This is a genomic window from Ideonella sp. A 288 (assembly GCF_002198735.1).
Lineage (GTDB): Bacteria > Pseudomonadota > Gammaproteobacteria > Burkholderiales > Burkholderiaceae_C > Pseudaquabacterium.
In genome coordinates this window covers 83,338-99,751 of the sequence record NZ_MWLO01000125.1, presented here as the reverse complement: position 1 = coordinate 99,751, position 16,414 = coordinate 83,338, and the positions used below count along the sequence as shown (strand labels likewise).

General features: G+C 69.7%; 15 protein-coding genes. 1 reads left to right on the top strand and 14 read right to left on the bottom strand.

Annotated features, from left to right (window positions below; genetic code table 11):
* The first annotated feature begins 48 nt into the window (after positions 1 to 48).
* Positions 49 to 1,953 (top strand): hypothetical protein, encoded by a 1,905-nt coding sequence (locus EOINJALH_RS15830; protein ID WP_088281712.1) that lies wholly within the window; start codon positions 49 to 51, stop codon positions 1,951 to 1,953.
* Positions 1,954 to 1,974: 21 nt separating this feature from the next.
* Here the strand turns inward: EOINJALH_RS15830 and paaZ are convergent, their stop codons facing one another.
* From paaZ to rfbD, 14 genes are all read right to left on the bottom strand, one after another.
* Positions 1,975 to 4,020, bottom strand: a complete 2,046-nt coding sequence (gene paaZ, locus EOINJALH_RS15825; protein WP_088281710.1) for a phenylacetic acid degradation bifunctional protein PaaZ — start codon at positions 4,018 to 4,020, stop codon at positions 1,975 to 1,977.
* A gap of 52 nt (positions 4,021 to 4,072) precedes the next feature.
* Positions 4,073 to 4,774 carry a TetR/AcrR family transcriptional regulator gene (locus EOINJALH_RS15820; protein WP_088281708.1) on the bottom strand — a complete coding sequence of 234 codons (702 nt, stop codon included), beginning with the start codon at positions 4,772 to 4,774 and terminating at the stop codon, positions 4,073 to 4,075.
* A gap of 34 nt (positions 4,775 to 4,808) precedes the next feature.
* Entirely contained in the window at positions 4,809 to 5,894 is a 1,086-nt protein-coding gene (gene paaE, locus EOINJALH_RS15815; protein WP_088281706.1) for a 1,2-phenylacetyl-CoA epoxidase subunit PaaE, read from the bottom strand.
* Between the two features lie 118 nt (positions 5,895 to 6,012).
* Complete coding sequence (gene paaD / locus EOINJALH_RS32785) at positions 6,013 to 6,585, bottom strand: 1,2-phenylacetyl-CoA epoxidase subunit PaaD (protein ID WP_404872766.1); 573 nt, start codon at positions 6,583 to 6,585, stop codon at positions 6,013 to 6,015.
* Positions 6,585 to 7,370, bottom strand: a complete 786-nt coding sequence (gene paaC, locus EOINJALH_RS32780; RefSeq protein WP_234413870.1) for a 1,2-phenylacetyl-CoA epoxidase subunit PaaC — start codon at positions 7,368 to 7,370, stop codon at positions 6,585 to 6,587. The genes paaD and paaC overlap by 1 nt, the downstream gene beginning before the upstream one ends.
* 7 nt (positions 7,371 to 7,377) lie before the next feature.
* Positions 7,378 to 7,695 carry a 1,2-phenylacetyl-CoA epoxidase subunit PaaB gene (gene paaB, locus EOINJALH_RS15805; RefSeq protein ID WP_088281704.1) on the bottom strand — a complete coding sequence of 106 codons (318 nt, stop codon included), beginning with the start codon at positions 7,693 to 7,695 and terminating at the stop codon, positions 7,378 to 7,380.
* Entirely contained in the window at positions 7,692 to 8,702 is a 1,011-nt protein-coding gene (gene paaA / locus EOINJALH_RS15800; RefSeq protein ID WP_088281702.1) for a 1,2-phenylacetyl-CoA epoxidase subunit PaaA, read from the bottom strand. Before paaA ends, paaB begins: the two co-directional genes overlap by 4 nt.
* Positions 8,703 to 8,746: 44 nt before the next feature.
* Positions 8,747 to 10,069 (bottom strand): phenylacetate--CoA ligase PaaK, encoded by a 1,323-nt coding sequence (gene paaK, locus EOINJALH_RS15795; protein ID WP_088281700.1) that lies wholly within the window; start codon positions 10,067 to 10,069, stop codon positions 8,747 to 8,749.
* Positions 10,070 to 10,171: 102 nt separating this feature from the next.
* The gene (locus tag EOINJALH_RS15790) at positions 10,172 to 11,389 is read right to left on the bottom strand and encodes an O-antigen ligase (RefSeq protein ID WP_088281698.1); all 1,218 of its coding nucleotides are present in this window, start codon (positions 11,387 to 11,389) and stop codon (positions 10,172 to 10,174) included.
* Positions 11,386 to 12,294: a hypothetical protein gene (locus tag EOINJALH_RS15785; protein WP_088281696.1), complete on the bottom strand. Its 909-nt coding sequence runs from the start codon at positions 12,292 to 12,294 to the stop codon at positions 11,386 to 11,388. Before EOINJALH_RS15785 ends, EOINJALH_RS15790 begins: the two co-directional genes overlap by 4 nt.
* Positions 12,295 to 12,319: 25 nt before the next feature.
* The gene (locus tag EOINJALH_RS15780) at positions 12,320 to 13,279 is read right to left on the bottom strand and encodes a glycosyltransferase family 2 protein (RefSeq protein WP_234413869.1); all 960 of its coding nucleotides are present in this window, start codon (positions 13,277 to 13,279) and stop codon (positions 12,320 to 12,322) included.
* 339 nt (positions 13,280 to 13,618) lie between these two features.
* Positions 13,619 to 14,659: an NAD-dependent epimerase/dehydratase family protein gene (locus EOINJALH_RS15775; RefSeq protein ID WP_234413868.1), complete on the bottom strand. Its 1,041-nt coding sequence runs from the start codon at positions 14,657 to 14,659 to the stop codon at positions 13,619 to 13,621.
* Between the two features lie 26 nt (positions 14,660 to 14,685).
* Entirely contained in the window at positions 14,686 to 15,249 is a 564-nt protein-coding gene (gene rfbC / locus EOINJALH_RS15770) for a dTDP-4-dehydrorhamnose 3,5-epimerase (protein WP_088281694.1), read from the bottom strand.
* The gene (rfbD, locus tag EOINJALH_RS15765; protein ID WP_088281692.1) at positions 15,246 to 16,166 is read right to left on the bottom strand and encodes a dTDP-4-dehydrorhamnose reductase; all 921 of its coding nucleotides are present in this window, start codon (positions 16,164 to 16,166) and stop codon (positions 15,246 to 15,248) included. Before rfbD ends, rfbC begins: the two co-directional genes overlap by 4 nt.
* Positions 16,167 to 16,414 lie beyond the last annotated feature (248 nt).

Genomic DNA, 16,414 nt, shown 5'->3' with positions numbered 1-16,414 from the left:
GTGTCACCATGCCGCGGAGGGCCTGCACCTGGGCCGAGGATCTTGCCCATGCGACTGTCGCACACCCTTGTCCTGGCCTTGGCGATCGCCCTGTCGGCCACCGCGGTGCCGGCGGCCACCTGCAACGAACGGCCGTTCACCGACGGCGTGCCCGCCGATGCCTGGGTCGACATCGATCTGGTTCCCGCGCAGGGCACCTCGGGCGTTCGCGATGCGCTGCGTGCGGCGCAGCAGCACCCCGACCGGCCGGTGCGCATCCGGCTGGCGCCGGGCACCTATGCCGACAACCTGGGCAGCGAGATCTTCGCCCAGCGCCTGCGCCGCGGCCCGTCCAACCCGGTGTGGCTGATGGCCACCGATGGCCGGCCCGACGCCACGGTGCTGGGGCACGGGCTCAACCTGCTTGGCGTGTCGTACCTGGCCATCGAGGGGCTGACCATCGGGCCGGCGCTGGTGGGCACCTGGGACGGCCGTCGGCACGCCGACCCGCAGCCGCTGCAGGCCGCTGCAGGCGTCCACGTTGCCGGCACGGCGCGCGAGGCCACGCGCAGCGCGCGCCGCGGGGACGGCAGCCTGGACCTGTCGGTCTATGGCCGGCACGAGGCATCGCACCATGTGCTGATCCGGCACGTGACGGTTCAAAACCTGTTCGACCCGGCCGAGCGCGACGCCGAGACCAGCGAGAGCGCCGGCATGGACGGCATGAAGTTCAACCAGGTGCAGGACCTGTGGGTGCTGGACAGCCGGGTCAGCCAGACCTCGCGGCACGGCATCGACAACGTCGGCGTGCACCGCGCGGCCTTCTGCCGCAACACCGTGCTGCAGACGGGCGGCGGCCTGGGCATCGAGGCCAAGGGCGGATCGGTCGACGTGCTCTACGAGGCCAACACCTTCTATCGCGTGCGGCGGGTCGAACTCGGCGGCGAGGAGACGGATGCCACCTACTACTTCTCGCTCGACGGCCGCTGGGACTACGAGGCCCTGCGCACCGTGGCCCGCAACAACCTGATCGTCGACGCCCGCGAAGCGGCGCTGGAGTTCTCGGGCTGCCAGGACTGCAGCGCGGTCGGCAACAGCATCGTCTTCACCGCGGGCTATCGGCCGCCGATGGACGGGGCCTCGGTGACCGGCGGCGACGCGATCCGCGTGCACGACAGTCGTGTGCTGGGCGCGGCCGATGGCGCGGGCAGCGATTGCCAGGCCTGGGACGAGGCGCTGCAGGACCATGTCACCGTCGACCCGTGCTGGGGCGTGGGGGCGGCCGCGCCGGCACCGGTCAACCGGGTGCTGGCCAGCCGCAACCTGGTGTTGGCGAACAACCTCGTCACCTCGGAGGCGGGGCACTTCGGCCGCGTCGGCAGCGACGTGGTGCCGTGCCCGCTGAACATCGTCGGCGGCCAGGCGGCAATGTCGATGAACGGCAACCACTGGTGGAACGGCGGCCATGCGCTGCCGGAGGCCGGCTGCAGCGTGCTGCCCGAAGGCCCGGCGTCGAGCCTGCCGGTGGCCGGCCTGGGCGCCTCGCCGATCGTCGGTGGCGTGGTCGACGCGCGCAGCACCGGCGCTCTGGCCGGCAGCCTGGCCGCGCTGGCATTGCCGCGCATCGGCGGCCCGCTGCACGGACGGGCGATCGCGCAGGCCCTGCAGGCGGCCGAGGACCGCCTGGGCGCGCCGCGCACTGCGGCGGACACGATCGGCGCCTTCGCCAGTGTCGATTCCGTGTCGGACCGGCTGTTCAACTACGCCGAGCGCATGTTCCCGACCTACTTTTCGGGGCACGCCACCAGCGGCTCGGCGCAGGGCTACTACTACCGTTACTACGCGTCCACCCGCAGCTACCTGGGCAGCCGGGGCGGGCGGTTGGTTGCATTGGGGCCGGCCTGGGGTGACCAGCTCGCCGACCTGGGCACGCTGCTGCAGTGGCTGCCGCTGGCGGCCGACGCCGGGTTCTGAACGCCCGGCACGATCGTCCCGTCAGCCGCGCTTGGCCACCAGCGTGAGGATGTCGTAGCTGGCCACCAGTTCGCCGTGCTGGTTGGTCACCTCCACGTCCCAGGCCACGACGCCCTGGCCCACGCCCTTGTCGTCGCGCTTGTGGCGGTCGGTCTTGCGCTTGGCGGTGAGCCGCGCCCGGATGGTGTCGCCGATGCCTACGGGCTTGACGAAGCGCAGCGTGTCCAGGCCGTAGTTGGCCAGCACCGGCCCCGGCGCCGGGCTGACGAACAGGCCGGCGGCCGCCGACAGCACGAAGTAGCCGTGCGCGATGCGCTTGCCGAAGGGGGATTCCTTGGCGGCGATCTCGTCGAAGTGCATGTAGAAGTAGTCGCCCGAGATGCCGCCGAAGGCCACGAGGTCCGCCTCGCCCACGGTGCGGCGGTGGGTGAGCAGGCTCTCGCCGATCTGCAGGTCCTCGAAGTAGCGCCTGAACGGGTGGACCTCGGTCTCGACCAGCCGCGCGCCCCGCACATGCTCGCCGGTGACGGCGGCCAGCATGGTGGGTGACCCCTGCACTGCGGTGCGCTGCAGGTAGTGCTTGACGGCGCGGATGCCGCCCAGTTCTTCGCCGCCACCGGCACGGCCCGGTCCGCCGTGCTTGAGCACCGGCAGCGGCGAGCCGTGGCCGGTGGATTCGGCCGCGGCCTCGCGGTCCAGCACCAGGAAGCGGCCGTGCCAGGCGGCCAGCCTGGGGATGGCCTGGGCGGCGATGGCCGGGCTCTTGGTGACCAGGGTGCCGACCAGACTGCCCTTGCCGCGCCTGGCCAATGCCAGCGCTTCGTCCAGGCCGTCGTAGGGCATCAGCGTGCTGACCGGGCCGAAGGCCTCGAGGTCGTGCACCGCGTCGGTGGCCAGCGGCCGGTGGCAGCACAGCAGCGTCGGCGCGAAGAAGGCGCCGTCGGCCGTGCCCTCGCCCAGTGGCGCGAAGCCCTCGCCGCCGCCGCAGACCAGTTCGGTGCCCTGGCGCAACTGCGCCACGCGCTCGGCCACGTCGGCCAATTGCGCGTGCGAAGCCAGCGCGCCCATGCGCACGCCGTCGACGGCCGGGTCGCCGACGACGGTCTTGGTCAGCCGCGCCTTCAGTGCCGCCGCCACCGCGCCCAGGTGCCGGCGCGGCACGATGGCGCGCCGGATGGCGGTGCACTTCTGACCGGCCTTGACGGTCATCTCGCGCGCCACCTCCTTGACGAACAGCTCGAACTCCTCGTCGCCGGGGTCCACGTCATCGGCCAGGATGGCGCAATTCAGCGAATCGGCCTCGGCATTGAAGGGCACCGACTGGCGCACCAGGTTCGGGTGCACGCGCAGCCGGGCGGCGGTGTCGGCCGAGCCGGTGAAGGTGACCATGTCGGCACCGTCCAGCCGGTCGAGCAGGTCACCGGTGCCGCCGATCACCAGTTGCAGCGCCCCCTCGGGCACCAGGCCCGATTCGACGATCAGCCGCATCGCCGCCTCGGTGAGGTAGCTGGTGGCACTGGCGGGCTTGCCGATGCAGGGCATGCCGGCCAGGAAGCTGGGGGCGAACTTCTCCAGCAGGCCCCAGATGGGGAAGTTGAAGGCGTTGATGTGCACTGCCACGCCGCCGCGCGGCACCAGGATGTGCGTGCCGGCGAAGCCGCCCTTCTTGCCCAGCGGCATCGCCGGGCCCTCGTGCAGCACGTTGCCCGACGGGAGTTCGTTGCTGCCGATGCCGGCGTAGGCGAACAGGGTGCCCGAGCCGCCCTCGATGTCGATCCAGCCATCGGCGCGGGTGGCGCCGGTGTGCGCCGACACGGCGTACAGCGCCTCCTTCCGCTCGGTGAGGTATTTGGCCAGTGCCTTCAGGCGTTGGGCCCGCTCCTGGAAGTCGAGCGCCATCAGAGCCGGCAGGCCCACCGTGCGGGCGTGGTGCAGCGCCTCGCCGAAGTCGATGGCCTCGGCGTGCGTGGCGGCCACGGGCCGGCCATTGACGGCGCTGCGCAGCGACTGGGCCGGCTCGCGACCGATCCAGCGGCCGGCGATGTAGCTTTGGAGGGTGGGGGTCATCGTGTCTGCAGAGGTGTTGGGGAAAGCGGAAAGGGCGGCTCGCCCGGAGCGGTCAGTTGCCGGACACCACGCAGGGGTCGGCGCTGTCGGCGGCCTTGTCGGCAGTGCCGACGCCGGCCCTGGCCTTGGCGCGCGGCCGACCACGCACCGGCCGGGGTGGCGGCACCACGGCGGGCACGCCACCGAAGAACAGGTCGGCCACGATCGGTGCCATGCGCTCGTGTGTCAGGCCGCCGTCGGGCTTAAGCCAGGTGAACATCCAGTTGATCATGCCGAACAGCAGCATGGTCAGCGGCTTGGCCAGGCCGGCCTCGGCGTGCGCGGGCTGCCAGGCGGCGATGGTGCGGGCAAAGGCCTCGACGACACGCCGCTCGTGCCCGAGGATGCGCTCGCGGTCATCAGGCTCGAGGAAGCGCACGTCCTCGGTGAGCACGCGGTGGTCGTCCTGGGCGCCGGCATATTCGCCGATGATGCGGAGGATGAGCTCGCGCATGCGCTCGGCCGGCGGCGTGCCGGCGGCCTCGACCTCGGCCACCATGGCCTCGAGCGCGGCCACATGGCCCTCGGCGATGCTCACCAGCAACGCGTACTTGTCGCGGTAGTAGTGGTACAGCGAGGCCTTGGACAAGCCGGCTGCCTCGGCGACCTGGTTCATCGACGTGCTGGCGTAGCCGCGCCGCGCGAACAGATGCGCCGCGTGCCGCAGGATGTCCTGCCGCTGGTCGTCGTAGCCGGGGGCGCGTCCGCGGGCCATCGGGTGTCGGCCTGGTGCTGTCGGCGCCGACGTGTCAGCGGTCGTCGAAGGACAGCACCACGCGGTCGGTCAGCGGGTGCGACTGGCAGGCGAGCACGTAGCCACCGTCCACTTCGGCCTTGTCGAGCGCAAAGTTGCGGTCCATGCGCACCCGGCCCTCGACCAGCTTGCAGCGGCAGGTGCCGCACACGCCAGACGTGCACGAGAACGGCACCTCCAGCCCGGCGGCCGAAGCGGCGTCGAGGATGCTGGGCTGGTCCTTGCGGAAGAGCAGTTCGCGCTTGACGCCGTCGCGGATGATCACCACGGTGGCGGCCTCGGCATCGCCGGGCTTGGCCTCGTGCACCACCGCGCCGGCCGCACCGCCCGGCGCCTGGGCCACGCCGAAGCGCTCGATGTGGAGGCGGTCTTCCGGCACGCCGGCGGCGCGCAGCGCGGCCTCGGCCTCGTCGTTCATCTGGTAGGGGCCGCAGATGTAGGCGTGGGCGATGCCGTCGGCGGGCAGCACCGCGGCCAGGAACTCGGCGACCTTGTCGCGGTTCATCAGGCCATGGTGCAGCGGCAGGTCGGTGGACTCGTCGGAGAACACGTAGTGCAGCACCAGCCGGCTGAGGTAGCGGTTCTTCAGGTCCTCGAGTTCTTCCTTGAACATCGTGGACTGCGGCGAGCGATTGCCGTAGATCAGCGTGAAGCGCGACAGCGGCTCGCGCGCCAGCACCGTCTTCATGATCGACAGGATCGGCGTGATGCCGCTGCCGCCGGCCAGGCCCACGTGGTGGCGGCGCGCGGCGGGGTCGAGCGGCACATAGAAGCGGCCCTGCGGCGCCATCACCTGCACGCTGTCGCCGGCCTTCAGCTGGGTGTTGATCCAGTTCGAGAACAGGCCGTCCTTGACGCGCCGCACGCCCACGCGCAGCTCGGCATCGTCCACGCCGGCGCAGATCGAGTAGGAGCGCCGCACGTCCTGGCCGTCGACCGTGGCGCGCAACGTGAGGTACTGGCCCTGGGTGAAGCCGAAGGTCTCGCGCAGTTCGGGCGGGATGTCGAAGGACACGATGACCGCCTCGTTGGTGTCGGGCTCGATGCGGCGGACCTTCAGCGGGTGGAAGAGTGTGCTCATGCCGACCCCTCGTCCGATGTGACCATCGGCCGATCCCCCGAGGGGATGCGGGCCGGCTTGGGAGCGGCCCGGCGCTCGGCCCGCGCGACTGATTGCATTGTGGAAGTCTGCATGGTGTTCAGATGGGTTTGAAGTGCTCGAACGGCTCGCGGCAGGCCAGGCAGCGCCACAGCGACTTGCAGGCGGTGGAGCCGAAGGCCGACAGGCGCTCGGTGCGCGGGCTGTCGCAGCGCGGGCAGTTGGGTGAGTCGACGGCCTGTCGGCGCACCAGCCGGATCGGCGATTCGGTGACCGTGCCGCAACGACCGGGCGGCGCGATGCCGTAGGCGCGCAGCTTGCGGCGGCCGTCGTCGCTGATCCAGTCGGTGGTCCAGGCGGGCGAGCGCTGCAGGCGCACCGTGGCCGGGCCCAGGCCGGCGGCCTCGATCGCGTCGAGCACGCTGCGCTCGATCACCTCGGTGGCCGGGCAGCCCGAGTAGGTGGGCGTCAGCACGATCTCCAGCGACAGGCCGTCGGCCGATGTCTGCACGTCGCGCACGATGCCCAGGTCTCGCACCGACAGCGCCGGCACCTCGGGGTCGAGCACGTCGGCGAGCACCGCCCAGGCGCGCGCGCAGCGGGTGTCTGCCGCGGTGTCGGGCGCCGCATCGGGCGAACCCGGCGAGCCGTCGGCCGGGCGCAGGTCGTGGATCACCAGGCACCGCCGGGGTAGGCGCGCTGCAGGTACTGCAACTGGGTCAGCAGGTGGCCCATGTGCTCGGTGTGCTGGCCCTGGCGTCCGCGGCTGACGAAGGCCGTGGCGGCGGGCGGCTGCAGGCCGGCGTCGTCCAGCAGCGCCGTCATCTCGGCCTGCCAGGCCTCGCGCAGCGCCGACGCGCGCGGGCCCAGGCCGCTGGCGGCTGCGGCCTCGTCGACGGCGTCGTCGGTGAAGAGCTCGGGCGTGTAGCGCCACAGCGCGTCCAGCGCGTCTCGCAGGCGCCGGGCCGATTCGTCGGTGCCGCCGCCCAGGCGCTGCACCCAGTCGGACGCGTGCTCGCGGTGGTAGCGCGCCTCCTTCACGGCCTTGCCGGCGATGGCCGCCAGCTCGGGTTCGGTGGACGTGGCCAGGTGCCGCCAGGTGAGTTCGAGCCAGGTGGCCACCATGGCGTTGCGCAGCACGGTGAAGGCGAAGTCGCCGCGCGGCAGCTCGACCAGCGTGGGGTTCACGTAGTCGCGCTCCTCGCGCAGGAAGGCCAGCTGGTCTTCGTCGAGCGGGTCGCCGCCGGCGCGCACGTTCATCTGGCCGGCCAGGGTGAGCAGCGCCCGCGACTGGCCGATCAGGTCGAGCGCCATGTTGGTCAGCGCGATGTCCTCTTCGAGGATGGGCGCGTGCCCGCACCATTCGCCCAGGCGTTGGCCCAGGATGAGGCAGGCGTCGCCCAGGCGCAGCACGTACTGGGTGGCGGGGTCGTGGCGGGTGGCAATCGATGCGGTCATGCCGGCCTCACATGTGGTTGACCGAATCGGGCAACTCGTAGAAGGTGGGGTGGCGGTAGACCTTGTCTTCCATCGGGTCGAAGAACATGTCCTTGTCGCCGGGGTCGCTGGCGGTGATGTGGTCGGAACGCACCACCCACAGGCTCACGCCCTCCTGGCGCCGGGTGTACACCTCGCGGGCCAGCTGCACCGCCATCTTGGCGTCGGCGGCGTGCAGGCTGCCGCAGTGCTTGTGGTCCAGGCCGGCCTTGCTGCGGACGAAGATCTCCCACAGCGGCCATTCGGTTTGGGTGTTGCTCTTTGTTGTGTCGGCAGCGGTGCTCATGCGGCTTGCTCCTTGGGGTGTTGCTTGCGGGCGTGGTCGAGGGCGGCTTCGCGCACCCAGGCGCCGTCGTCCCAGGCCTTGACGCGGGCGGCCAGGCGCTCGCGGTTGACGGGGCCCTCGCCGCCGACGACGCGCCAGAACTCGGCCCAGTCGATGGCACCGAAATCCCAGTGGCCGCGGGCCTCGTTCCACTTCAGGTCGGGGTCGGGCAGGGCGACGCCCAGCACCTTGGCCTGCTCGACGGTGGCGTCGACGAACTTCTGGCGTAGCGTGTCGTTGGACACCCGCTTGATGCCCCAGCGCATGCCCTGCGCCGAGTTGGGGCTCTGGTCGTCGGGCGGCCCGAACATCATCAGGCAGGGCCACCACCAGCGGTTCACCGAATCCTGCACCATCGCGCGCTGGGCGTCGGTGCCGTCACGCATCATCACCAGCAGGCTGTCGTAGCCCTGGCGCTGGTGGAAGCTCTCCTCGCGGCAGATGCGGATCATCGCCCGCGCATAGGGCGCGTAGCTGCAGCGGCAGATCGGCACCTGGTTCATGATGGCCGCGCCATCGACCAGCCAGCCGATGGTGCCGATGTCGGCCCAGGTGAGCGTGGGGTAGTTGAAGATCGAGCTGTACTTGGCCTTGCCGGTGTGCAGCGCGTCGAGCAGCTGGTCGCGGCTGACGCCCAGGGTCTCGGCGGCGGCATACAGGTAAAGGCCGTGGCCGCCTTCATCTTGCACCTTGGCCAGCAGGATGGCCTTGCGCTTGAGCGTGGGCGCGCGGGTGATCCAGTTGCCTTCGGGCAGCATGCCGACGATCTCGGAATGCGCATGCTGGCTGATCTGCCGCACCAGGGTCTTGCGGTAGTTCTCGGGCATCCAGTCCTTGGCCTCTATGAAGCCGCCGTCGTCGATGCGCGCGTCGAAGCGCTCCTGCAACTGCAGCTCTTCGGCGCTGCGCAGCTTCTTGCCGCCATCGGGCTCGTCGCGGCCCATGGTGTCCATGGCTTGGGTGTACATGCGGTGGGGTCCTTGTCGAAATGGCCTGAGGGGGTGGGCGGCGGTCAGGTGCCCTTGGGGCGCCTGTCGATCACCCGCCGGGCCTTGCCGGTGAGCGTGCGCTCGAGCGTGCCGGGCGCGCCGATGGTCACGCGGGTGGACACGCCCACCAGCGTCTTGATGCGGTGCTGCACCTCGCGCGCCGCGGCGGTGATCTCGGCCGGCGTGGAGCCGGCCGCGTCGGGCTGCAGTTCACAGCGCACCTCCACCTCGTCGAGGGGGCCTTCGCGGGTGACGACGATCTGGTACTGGCCCGACAGCCGCGGCAGCGCCAGCACGATCTCCTCGACCTGTGTCGGGAACATGTTGACGCCGCGGATGATCAGCATGTCGTCGGAGCGGCCGACGATCTTGCCCATGCGGCGGAAGCTGCGCGAGGTGGGCGGCAGCAGGCGTGTGAGGTCGCGCGTGCGGTAGCGGATGATCGGCAGCGCCTCCTTGGTGAGCGAGGTGAAGACGAGCTCGCCCTCGCTGCCGGGGGGCAGCACGGCGCCGGTATCGGGGTCGATGATCTCGGCCATGAAGTGGTCTTCCCAGATCACCGGGCCGTCCTTCGATTCGATGCATTCATTGGCCACGCCCGGGCCCATCACCTCGGACAGGCCGTAGATGTCGACCGCGTCGAGGCCGGCCTTGGCCTCTATCTCCTGGCGCATGGCCTCGGTCCAGGGCTCGGCGCCGAAGATGCCGACCTTCAGCGAAGACGCAGCCGGGTCCAGACCCTGGCGCACGAACTCCTCGATGATCACCTGCATGTAGCTGGGGGTGACCATGATGATGTCGGGCTGGAAGTCCTGGATCAGCTGCACCTGCTTCTCGGTCTGGCCGCCCGACATCGGGATCACGGTGTAGCCGTTTCGCTCGGCGCCGTAGTGCGCGCCCAGGCCCCCGGTGAACAGGCCGTAGCCGTAGGCCACGTGGACGATGTCGCCCGGGCGGCCGCCGGCCGCGCGGATCGAGCGGCCCACCAGGTGAGCCCAGACGTCGATGTCGTTCTGGGTGTAGCCGACCACGGTCGGCTTGCCGGTGGTGCCCGACGAGGCGTGGATGCGCGCCACCTGCTGCCGTGGCACGGCGAACATGCCGAAGGGGTAGTTGTCGCGCAGGTCCTTCTTGGTCGTGAAGGGAAACTTCGCCAGGTCGGCCAGCGTCTTCAGGTCGGCCGGGTGCACGCCTTGGGCGTCGAACGAGGCCTTGTAGTGCGGCACCTTGTCGTAGGCGAGTTGCAGCGTGGCCTTCAGGCGCTGCAGTTGCAGCGCCTCGATCTCGTCTCGGCTGGCGATCTCGATCGGCTCGAGGTCACCAGGGGCGGGGCGCTTGACGGGCATGGGCGGGGTCTCCTGTGAGATCCGGCCACCGCAAATTCGACCGACCGGACGGTCAATTGTAGGAATCGACCGAGGTCTGACGCAAGTCAAAGCCTCCAGGGTTTACCCGTGGCAATCGCGCGCAGGCGCACAACGGCTGGCGGCGATGGCCAATGCCGCCAGCAGCATCAGCGGCAGGGCGAACTTGGCGTCGCGAGCGACCACGTTGAAGAGCCCGGCTGTGGCGATGGCGACCCAGGTCAGCAGCGCCGCGTGGCCCGCGCGGCCGGCCCGCCATCCCTGGGCCACGCCGGCTCCGAGCACCGCCAGCCACAGCCCCAGCCCGATCAGGCCGACCTGGGAGGTGACCAGCAGGTACTCGTTGTGCGGCGTCAACTGCGCTTCGAGCAGCGCACCGCCGCCGCCCGCGCGGGCACGCCACAAGCTCAACCAACTGGCGATGCCGTGGCCGAGCACGGGCTTCTCGCGCACCATGTCCAGTGTCAGGTCGAACATGCGAACCCGCATGCCCCAGCTGGTGGCCACCTCGCCGGTGGAGCGGTAACTCTTCAGTTCGGTCAGCCCTTCGTCGAAGCGCGCGCGCACGCTGCCCGAAGCCTGCCAGGCCAGCAGGGCCAGCAACATCACGCCCCCCACCAGCAGCCCGCGGCGCCACCACGAGCGCTGCCGCGCGAAGGCCAGCACGGCCAGCAGCACCGGCAGCACCACCAGGCCGGTACGGCGGTCCTGCAGCGACAGGCCCAGCGCCACGACGACCGCCGCCAGCAGCCAGGCCAGCCGCTGCCGGGGGGGGCGAGCCGTGTCCGATGCCAGCCACAGCGCCAGCGCCGTGCCCAGGGCCATCAGCAGCGAGGTGGCGATGCGCTGGTTGCCGTTGGCGTCCAGGGTGCTGGCCCACAGCGGGCTGGTGGGCAGGCCATGCAGACTCTCGGCCAGTGTCAGCAGGGCCACGACCACCGAGGCGACGATGAAATGTCGCAGTCCCTGTTCGGCCGCTGCGGGGGGGCAAGCCATGGCCAACACCGGCACCAGCATCAGCCGGCCGTAGTGCCACAGGTGCGAGGCCACATCGGCGCGCGGCGCGTCGGTCCAGGCGACAGAAGCCGCCAGCAACAGCCACAGGGCCAGCAGCGTGCGCAAGAGGGGCCACCTGGCCAGTTCGTGCCATTGCCCGGACGCGGTGAGCTGGCGCGCTGCCAGTGCACCGCCGACGAAGAGGCACAGGTACTGCAAACCCAGCGGCAAATAGACCACCCACGCTGCCGCCGCGGCCATGGCACCGGCCGCGCGGCCCCCGCGCCACACGGCATCCGGGTTCATCGCAACCGCGGGCTGAGCAGCCCGACCACCCCGCCGCGCAGCAGTGCCCAGAGCTTGGGCAGCCGATCGTCTTCGGCCAGGCCGATGCCCACGGCCTCGTAGCCCAGGCGCGTCAGGCACAGGAAGGCGAAGGCCGGCTCGCGCCACAGCCAGCGTCGGCCCAGCCACGCGGTGTTGCGGCCGATCAGGTAGCGGCGTGCGGCCGAATGACCGCCCGCCTGCATCTCGCGACCCAGGAAGGTGAAGCGTCGGCGATCGCCGATCGAATGCAGGAACTGGTGGCTGCCGTCCACATGCACCTGCAGGCCTGCCTGGCGCGCCCGCAGGCAGTACTCGGTGTCCACATGGTCGATGGCCAGGCCCTCGTTGAAGGCGCCGATGCGCTGAAGTGCGTGCAGGCGCCACACCGACATCGAGTTGATCACGAAGGCCACAGGCCGCAGCCCCTGGAACACGCGTGGCAGGTAGTTGAGGCGCCAGCGCTGAAGTTCGATGTACTTGCCGCGCAGTCCCGTGGCGCGGTCCACGTAGGCCGGTGCCACCGCCGCCGTGGTGGGCGACTGAAGCGCGTCAGCCACCACGGTGTCCGCCAGCAGACGGCCCAGACCCGACGCGTCGGAATCTTCGTCGAGGAAGACGACGTGGGTGAGCGGAGACGAGTGCATGGCCAACCCGTCCAGAGCCCGGTTGTAGGCGCCCGCCAGGCCGCCTCGGTTGGCGTTGTGCAGGTGAACCAGTGAAGGGCTCGCAGGCAAATCAACGAGTGCCGGGTGTCCGGTGGCCGAGTTGTCGACGACGACGGTGAGCCCGACGCTGGACTGAAGTTGCGCGATCAGCGGTCGCGGATCGGAGGAGGCGCGGTACACCACCACGACGGCGGCCGTGCTGCGAGCCAACGGCGCCATGGGAGCGGTCGTCGCGCTCGACGCGTCAGAGGCGGTTGATGAGCGCCGCCAGCGTGATGCCGATGTTGCCCAGCAGCGTTTGCCGGCGAACCCCGGAGCGCCACAGCCCGACCAGGCGCGGGCCCAGCCAGCGCCGCCGTGCTTCGATGAACTCATCGAGCACCAACTGGTTCTCGGGGGTCATGCGGTCGCGCACGCGCTCGAGGGCACGCAGGTTGGCATCGATCCAGCCCCGGAAACGCCCTTGCAGCAGCAGGCGCGCCCGGTGGTACTGGGCCACCGGATTGATGTTGGCGCCGAACTGGTTGCTGGCGTGCTGGCGGTATCGCACGGTGGGGTAGGGGTCGTAGTGGACCGAGCCTCCCACGCCCGCCACCAGCATGTAGGCCCACCAGTCGTGCGTGATGGCCTCGATGCTTTCGCCGGCGCTGCGCAGCAGATCGCGAGCGGCGCGGTTGAAGACCATGGTGTTGCCGCCTGCGATGCTTTGCACCAGCGAATTGCGGAAGCTCGGTGCTTCTTCGAACAGCGGCGAGTAGCCCAGGTGCTGGTTCCGGGCATCGACCAGCAGGGTGCGCGAGCCGTACAACGCGGGTTGGTCGGACGGCACGGTCTGCAGCCAGGCCACGGCGCGCTCGAGCTTGTCGGCTTCCCAGATGTCGTCCTGGTCGGCGTAGGCGAAGTAGTCGGCATCGATGTCGGCACGACAGGTCAGCGACAGGAAGTTGGCGGTCGAGCCTTCGGCCGGGCCGTCGTGGATGGAGATGCGCTCTTCGCCCCAGTGCGACTGGTAATACTCCAGGATGGCATGGGTGTGGTCATCCGAGCCGTCGTCGGAGGCCCAGATGGCCCAACTGGGGTGCGTCTGCGTGGCGATGGAATTGAGCTGCTGGGCCAGAAAGTGCTGACCCTGCATCGTGCACATCAACACCGCCACTTTCGGCATCGCCGGATTGGGGCGGTGCAGCAGCGACTTGAGGGACACCAGCGGGATGACCTGCCGGAATTCCTCCCAGGGGGAGAGCAATTCCGCGACGGTGCCGCGGTGGGTGCGGGTCCGTCGGATGCCGACGGCGGTGTCCCGCTTGCTTTCGTGTATCGATGCCATGACGCCTTGGAGTTTAGCCCACCGTTCTGCGCACAAACCCTGATGCGTTTGCGCAAGTCATTGATTCGGCAGATGAACTGACTAAGGCTTACGTTTGGCGTTGGATTTCGGCCACCGCAGCAATCTTGGCGATCGGGCGTCGCGAGCATAGGGCCGCCGGCGCCTGGCGAGGGTGATCGCTATCACAAAAGGACTGCGACAGGGCCTTGCCAGTGGCTATGCGGCGTGCCGGGCGGCATACCAATCCGCCACCAGTCCCATGCCAGCGCGGATGTCGTGGGTGGGCGCAAACCCCAGGCGCACGCGCGCCTTGCCGATGTCGGCCCTCGAATGGCGGACGTCGCCTGCCCGGAAATCGCGGTACTCGGGAGTGCCCACCGCCAACCCCGGCCGGCAGCGTTGCAGTTCCGCCGACAGCATGCCGTGCATCTGATTCAGCGAGGTTTGGTCGCCGACGGCCACGTTGTAGACCTGATCGATGGCTTCGGGACACGTCGTGGTGCCTGCCAGCAGGTTGGCCTGCACGGCGTTGGCCACATAGCAGAAGTCTCGACTGGTCTCGCCGTCGCCGTTGATGTACACCGTTTCACCTGTGAGCATCGAGGCCGCCCATCGCGGGATGACGGCCGCATAGGCACCGTTGGGGTCCTGCCGCGGGCCGAAGACGTTGAAATAGCGCAGTCCGACGCTTTCCAGCCCGTAGCTGCGGGCGAACACCGCGGCATACAACTCATTGACGTACTTGGTGACTGCGTAGGGCGACAAGGGGTTGCCGATGATGTCTTCGACCTTCGGCAGGCCCGGATGATCGCCGTAGGTGGAACTGCTGGCCGCATAGACGAAGCGCTGCACCTTGGCATCGCGTGCGGCCACGGCCATGTTGAGGAAGCCGCCGATGTTGACGTCGTTGGTGGTCACCGGGTCGGCCAGCGAACGGGGCACCGAGCCCAGCGCGGCCTGGTGCAGCACGATGTCGACATTGGCGCAGGCGGCGTGGCAATCGGCCGGGTTGCGGATGTCGCCGCTGATGAAACGGAAGCGTGACCAGGCCTCATCGCCGACGATGGCGCGAACGTCGTCGAGGTTGCGCCGGTGTCCGGTGGCGAAGTTGTCGAGGCCGACCACCTTCTGGCCAAGGCCGAGCAGGGTCTCCAGCAGGTGGCTGCCGATGAATCCGGCGACGCCGGTCACGAGCCAGGTGCGCGGTGTCGCGCTCAGGGATTGCAGCGTCGTCTCGAAGGCCGATGGGGTGGTCACGCGGGTCTCCCGGAGGTGGCAGGCGGTCAATCGAAGAGGTCGGCGGCGGCGAAGGCAGGCGCACCGGCATCCTTGTCGGCGAGCAGCGGCGTCAGGCCGCCCGGCCAGGCGATGCCCAACTGCGGGTCGTTCCAGACGATGGCGCGCTCACTGTCCTTGGCGTAGTAGTCGGTGGTCTTGTAGTGAAAGCGGGAGTCATCCTTCAGCGCCAGGAAGCCGTGGGCAAAGCCTTCCGGGATCCACAGCTGACGCCGGTTCTCAGCACTGAGTTCGACGCCCAGCCAGCGGCCAAAGGTCGGCGATTGGCGTCGGATATCAACGGCCACATCGAATACGGCGCCTTGACTCACCCGCACCAGCTTGCCTTGAGCGTGAGGCGACAACTGGTAGTGCAGGCCGCGCAGCACGCCGCGTTTCGAGGCGGATTCATTGTCCTGGACGAAATCCCGCGGTGTCGATTCGCCCAGCGACGCCAGGCCCTCGGCGAAGCGGCGGCGGTTGAAGCTTTCGGTGAACCAGCCCCGATCGTCGCTGAACACATCCGGTTCGATGATCACGACGCCCGGCAGGTAGGTGGCGAGGAATTTCATGGGGGAATGGCAGTCAATGTGGGAAACACCTCGTCGAGCATCCTGTCGACGCCGAGGCGCCAGTCGGGCAAGGTCAGACCGAAACTGCGGCACAGCTTTCGGGTGTCGAGGCGGGAGTTCAGGGGTCGAGTGGCCGGGCTGGGATAGTCCCTTGTCGGGATGCCCTTGACACTGTCGGCTGTGGCCTTCAAAGGCAATCCCGCGCGATGGCCCCAGGCGATGACGTGGCGGGCATAGTCGCACCAGCTCACCGCGCCGCTGGCGCAGGCGTGGTAGGTGCCCGAAAGCTCAGTGGCGTTCGATGCAGCGCGCAGCGCATGGGCCGTCACATCGGCCAGCAGATCGGCGCCCGTCGGTGCACCGATCTGGTCGTCGACGACGCCCAGGCTGTCGCGCTGGCCCGCCAGACGCAGCATGGTGCGGGCGAAATTGCCGCCGCGCGCAGCATGGACCCAGCTCGTTCTCAGGATCAGGTGATGGCAGCCGCTGGACCTGATGGCCTCTTCGCCGGCAAGCTTGGTGTGTCCATACACCCCCAGCGGCCCGGTCGCGGCGAGCTCGTCGCGCGGGGCGGTGCCGCTGCCGTCGAAGACGTAGTCTGTGGAGTAGTGCACCAGCCACCCCGACCAGGTTGCCAGCTCGCGGGCGATCACGCCAGGGGCCACGGCATTGACCGCGGTGGCCGCTTCGACGTCGCTCTCGGCCTTGTCGACGGCGGTGTAGGCCGCCGCATTGACCACGACGTCTGGGCGAAGTGCCCGCAGCGTGGCGGTCAGTGCCGCGGGATCCGCAAGGTTGCCCGACAGGCCGCCGGATCGCACCGTTCGGCCTAGCACGATCAGGTCCCCCAACGGGGCGAGCGCGCGGCGCAGTTCCCAGCCCACTTGTCCGTCGGGCCCCAGCAACAGCAGCTTCATGGCGAGGCCAGCGGCCGCAGGCCTCGCAGCGCGTGGCACGGCAGGGTCGATGTCCGGCGGTGGAGTGGCATCCTGTGGGTCGTGGCGGATCGGGAATTCGTCGAGCGCGTGAAGCGGTCCAGACGATCGGGGGAGCCTCGGCGGGATCTTCTGATTGCCCGCGGACATGCAACTCCCCGAAAACCTCAAAATTGTAGTGGGGGCCTGTCGACAGCCAGCCACAGCCTGGTCGGGCGTTTCGTGACAGG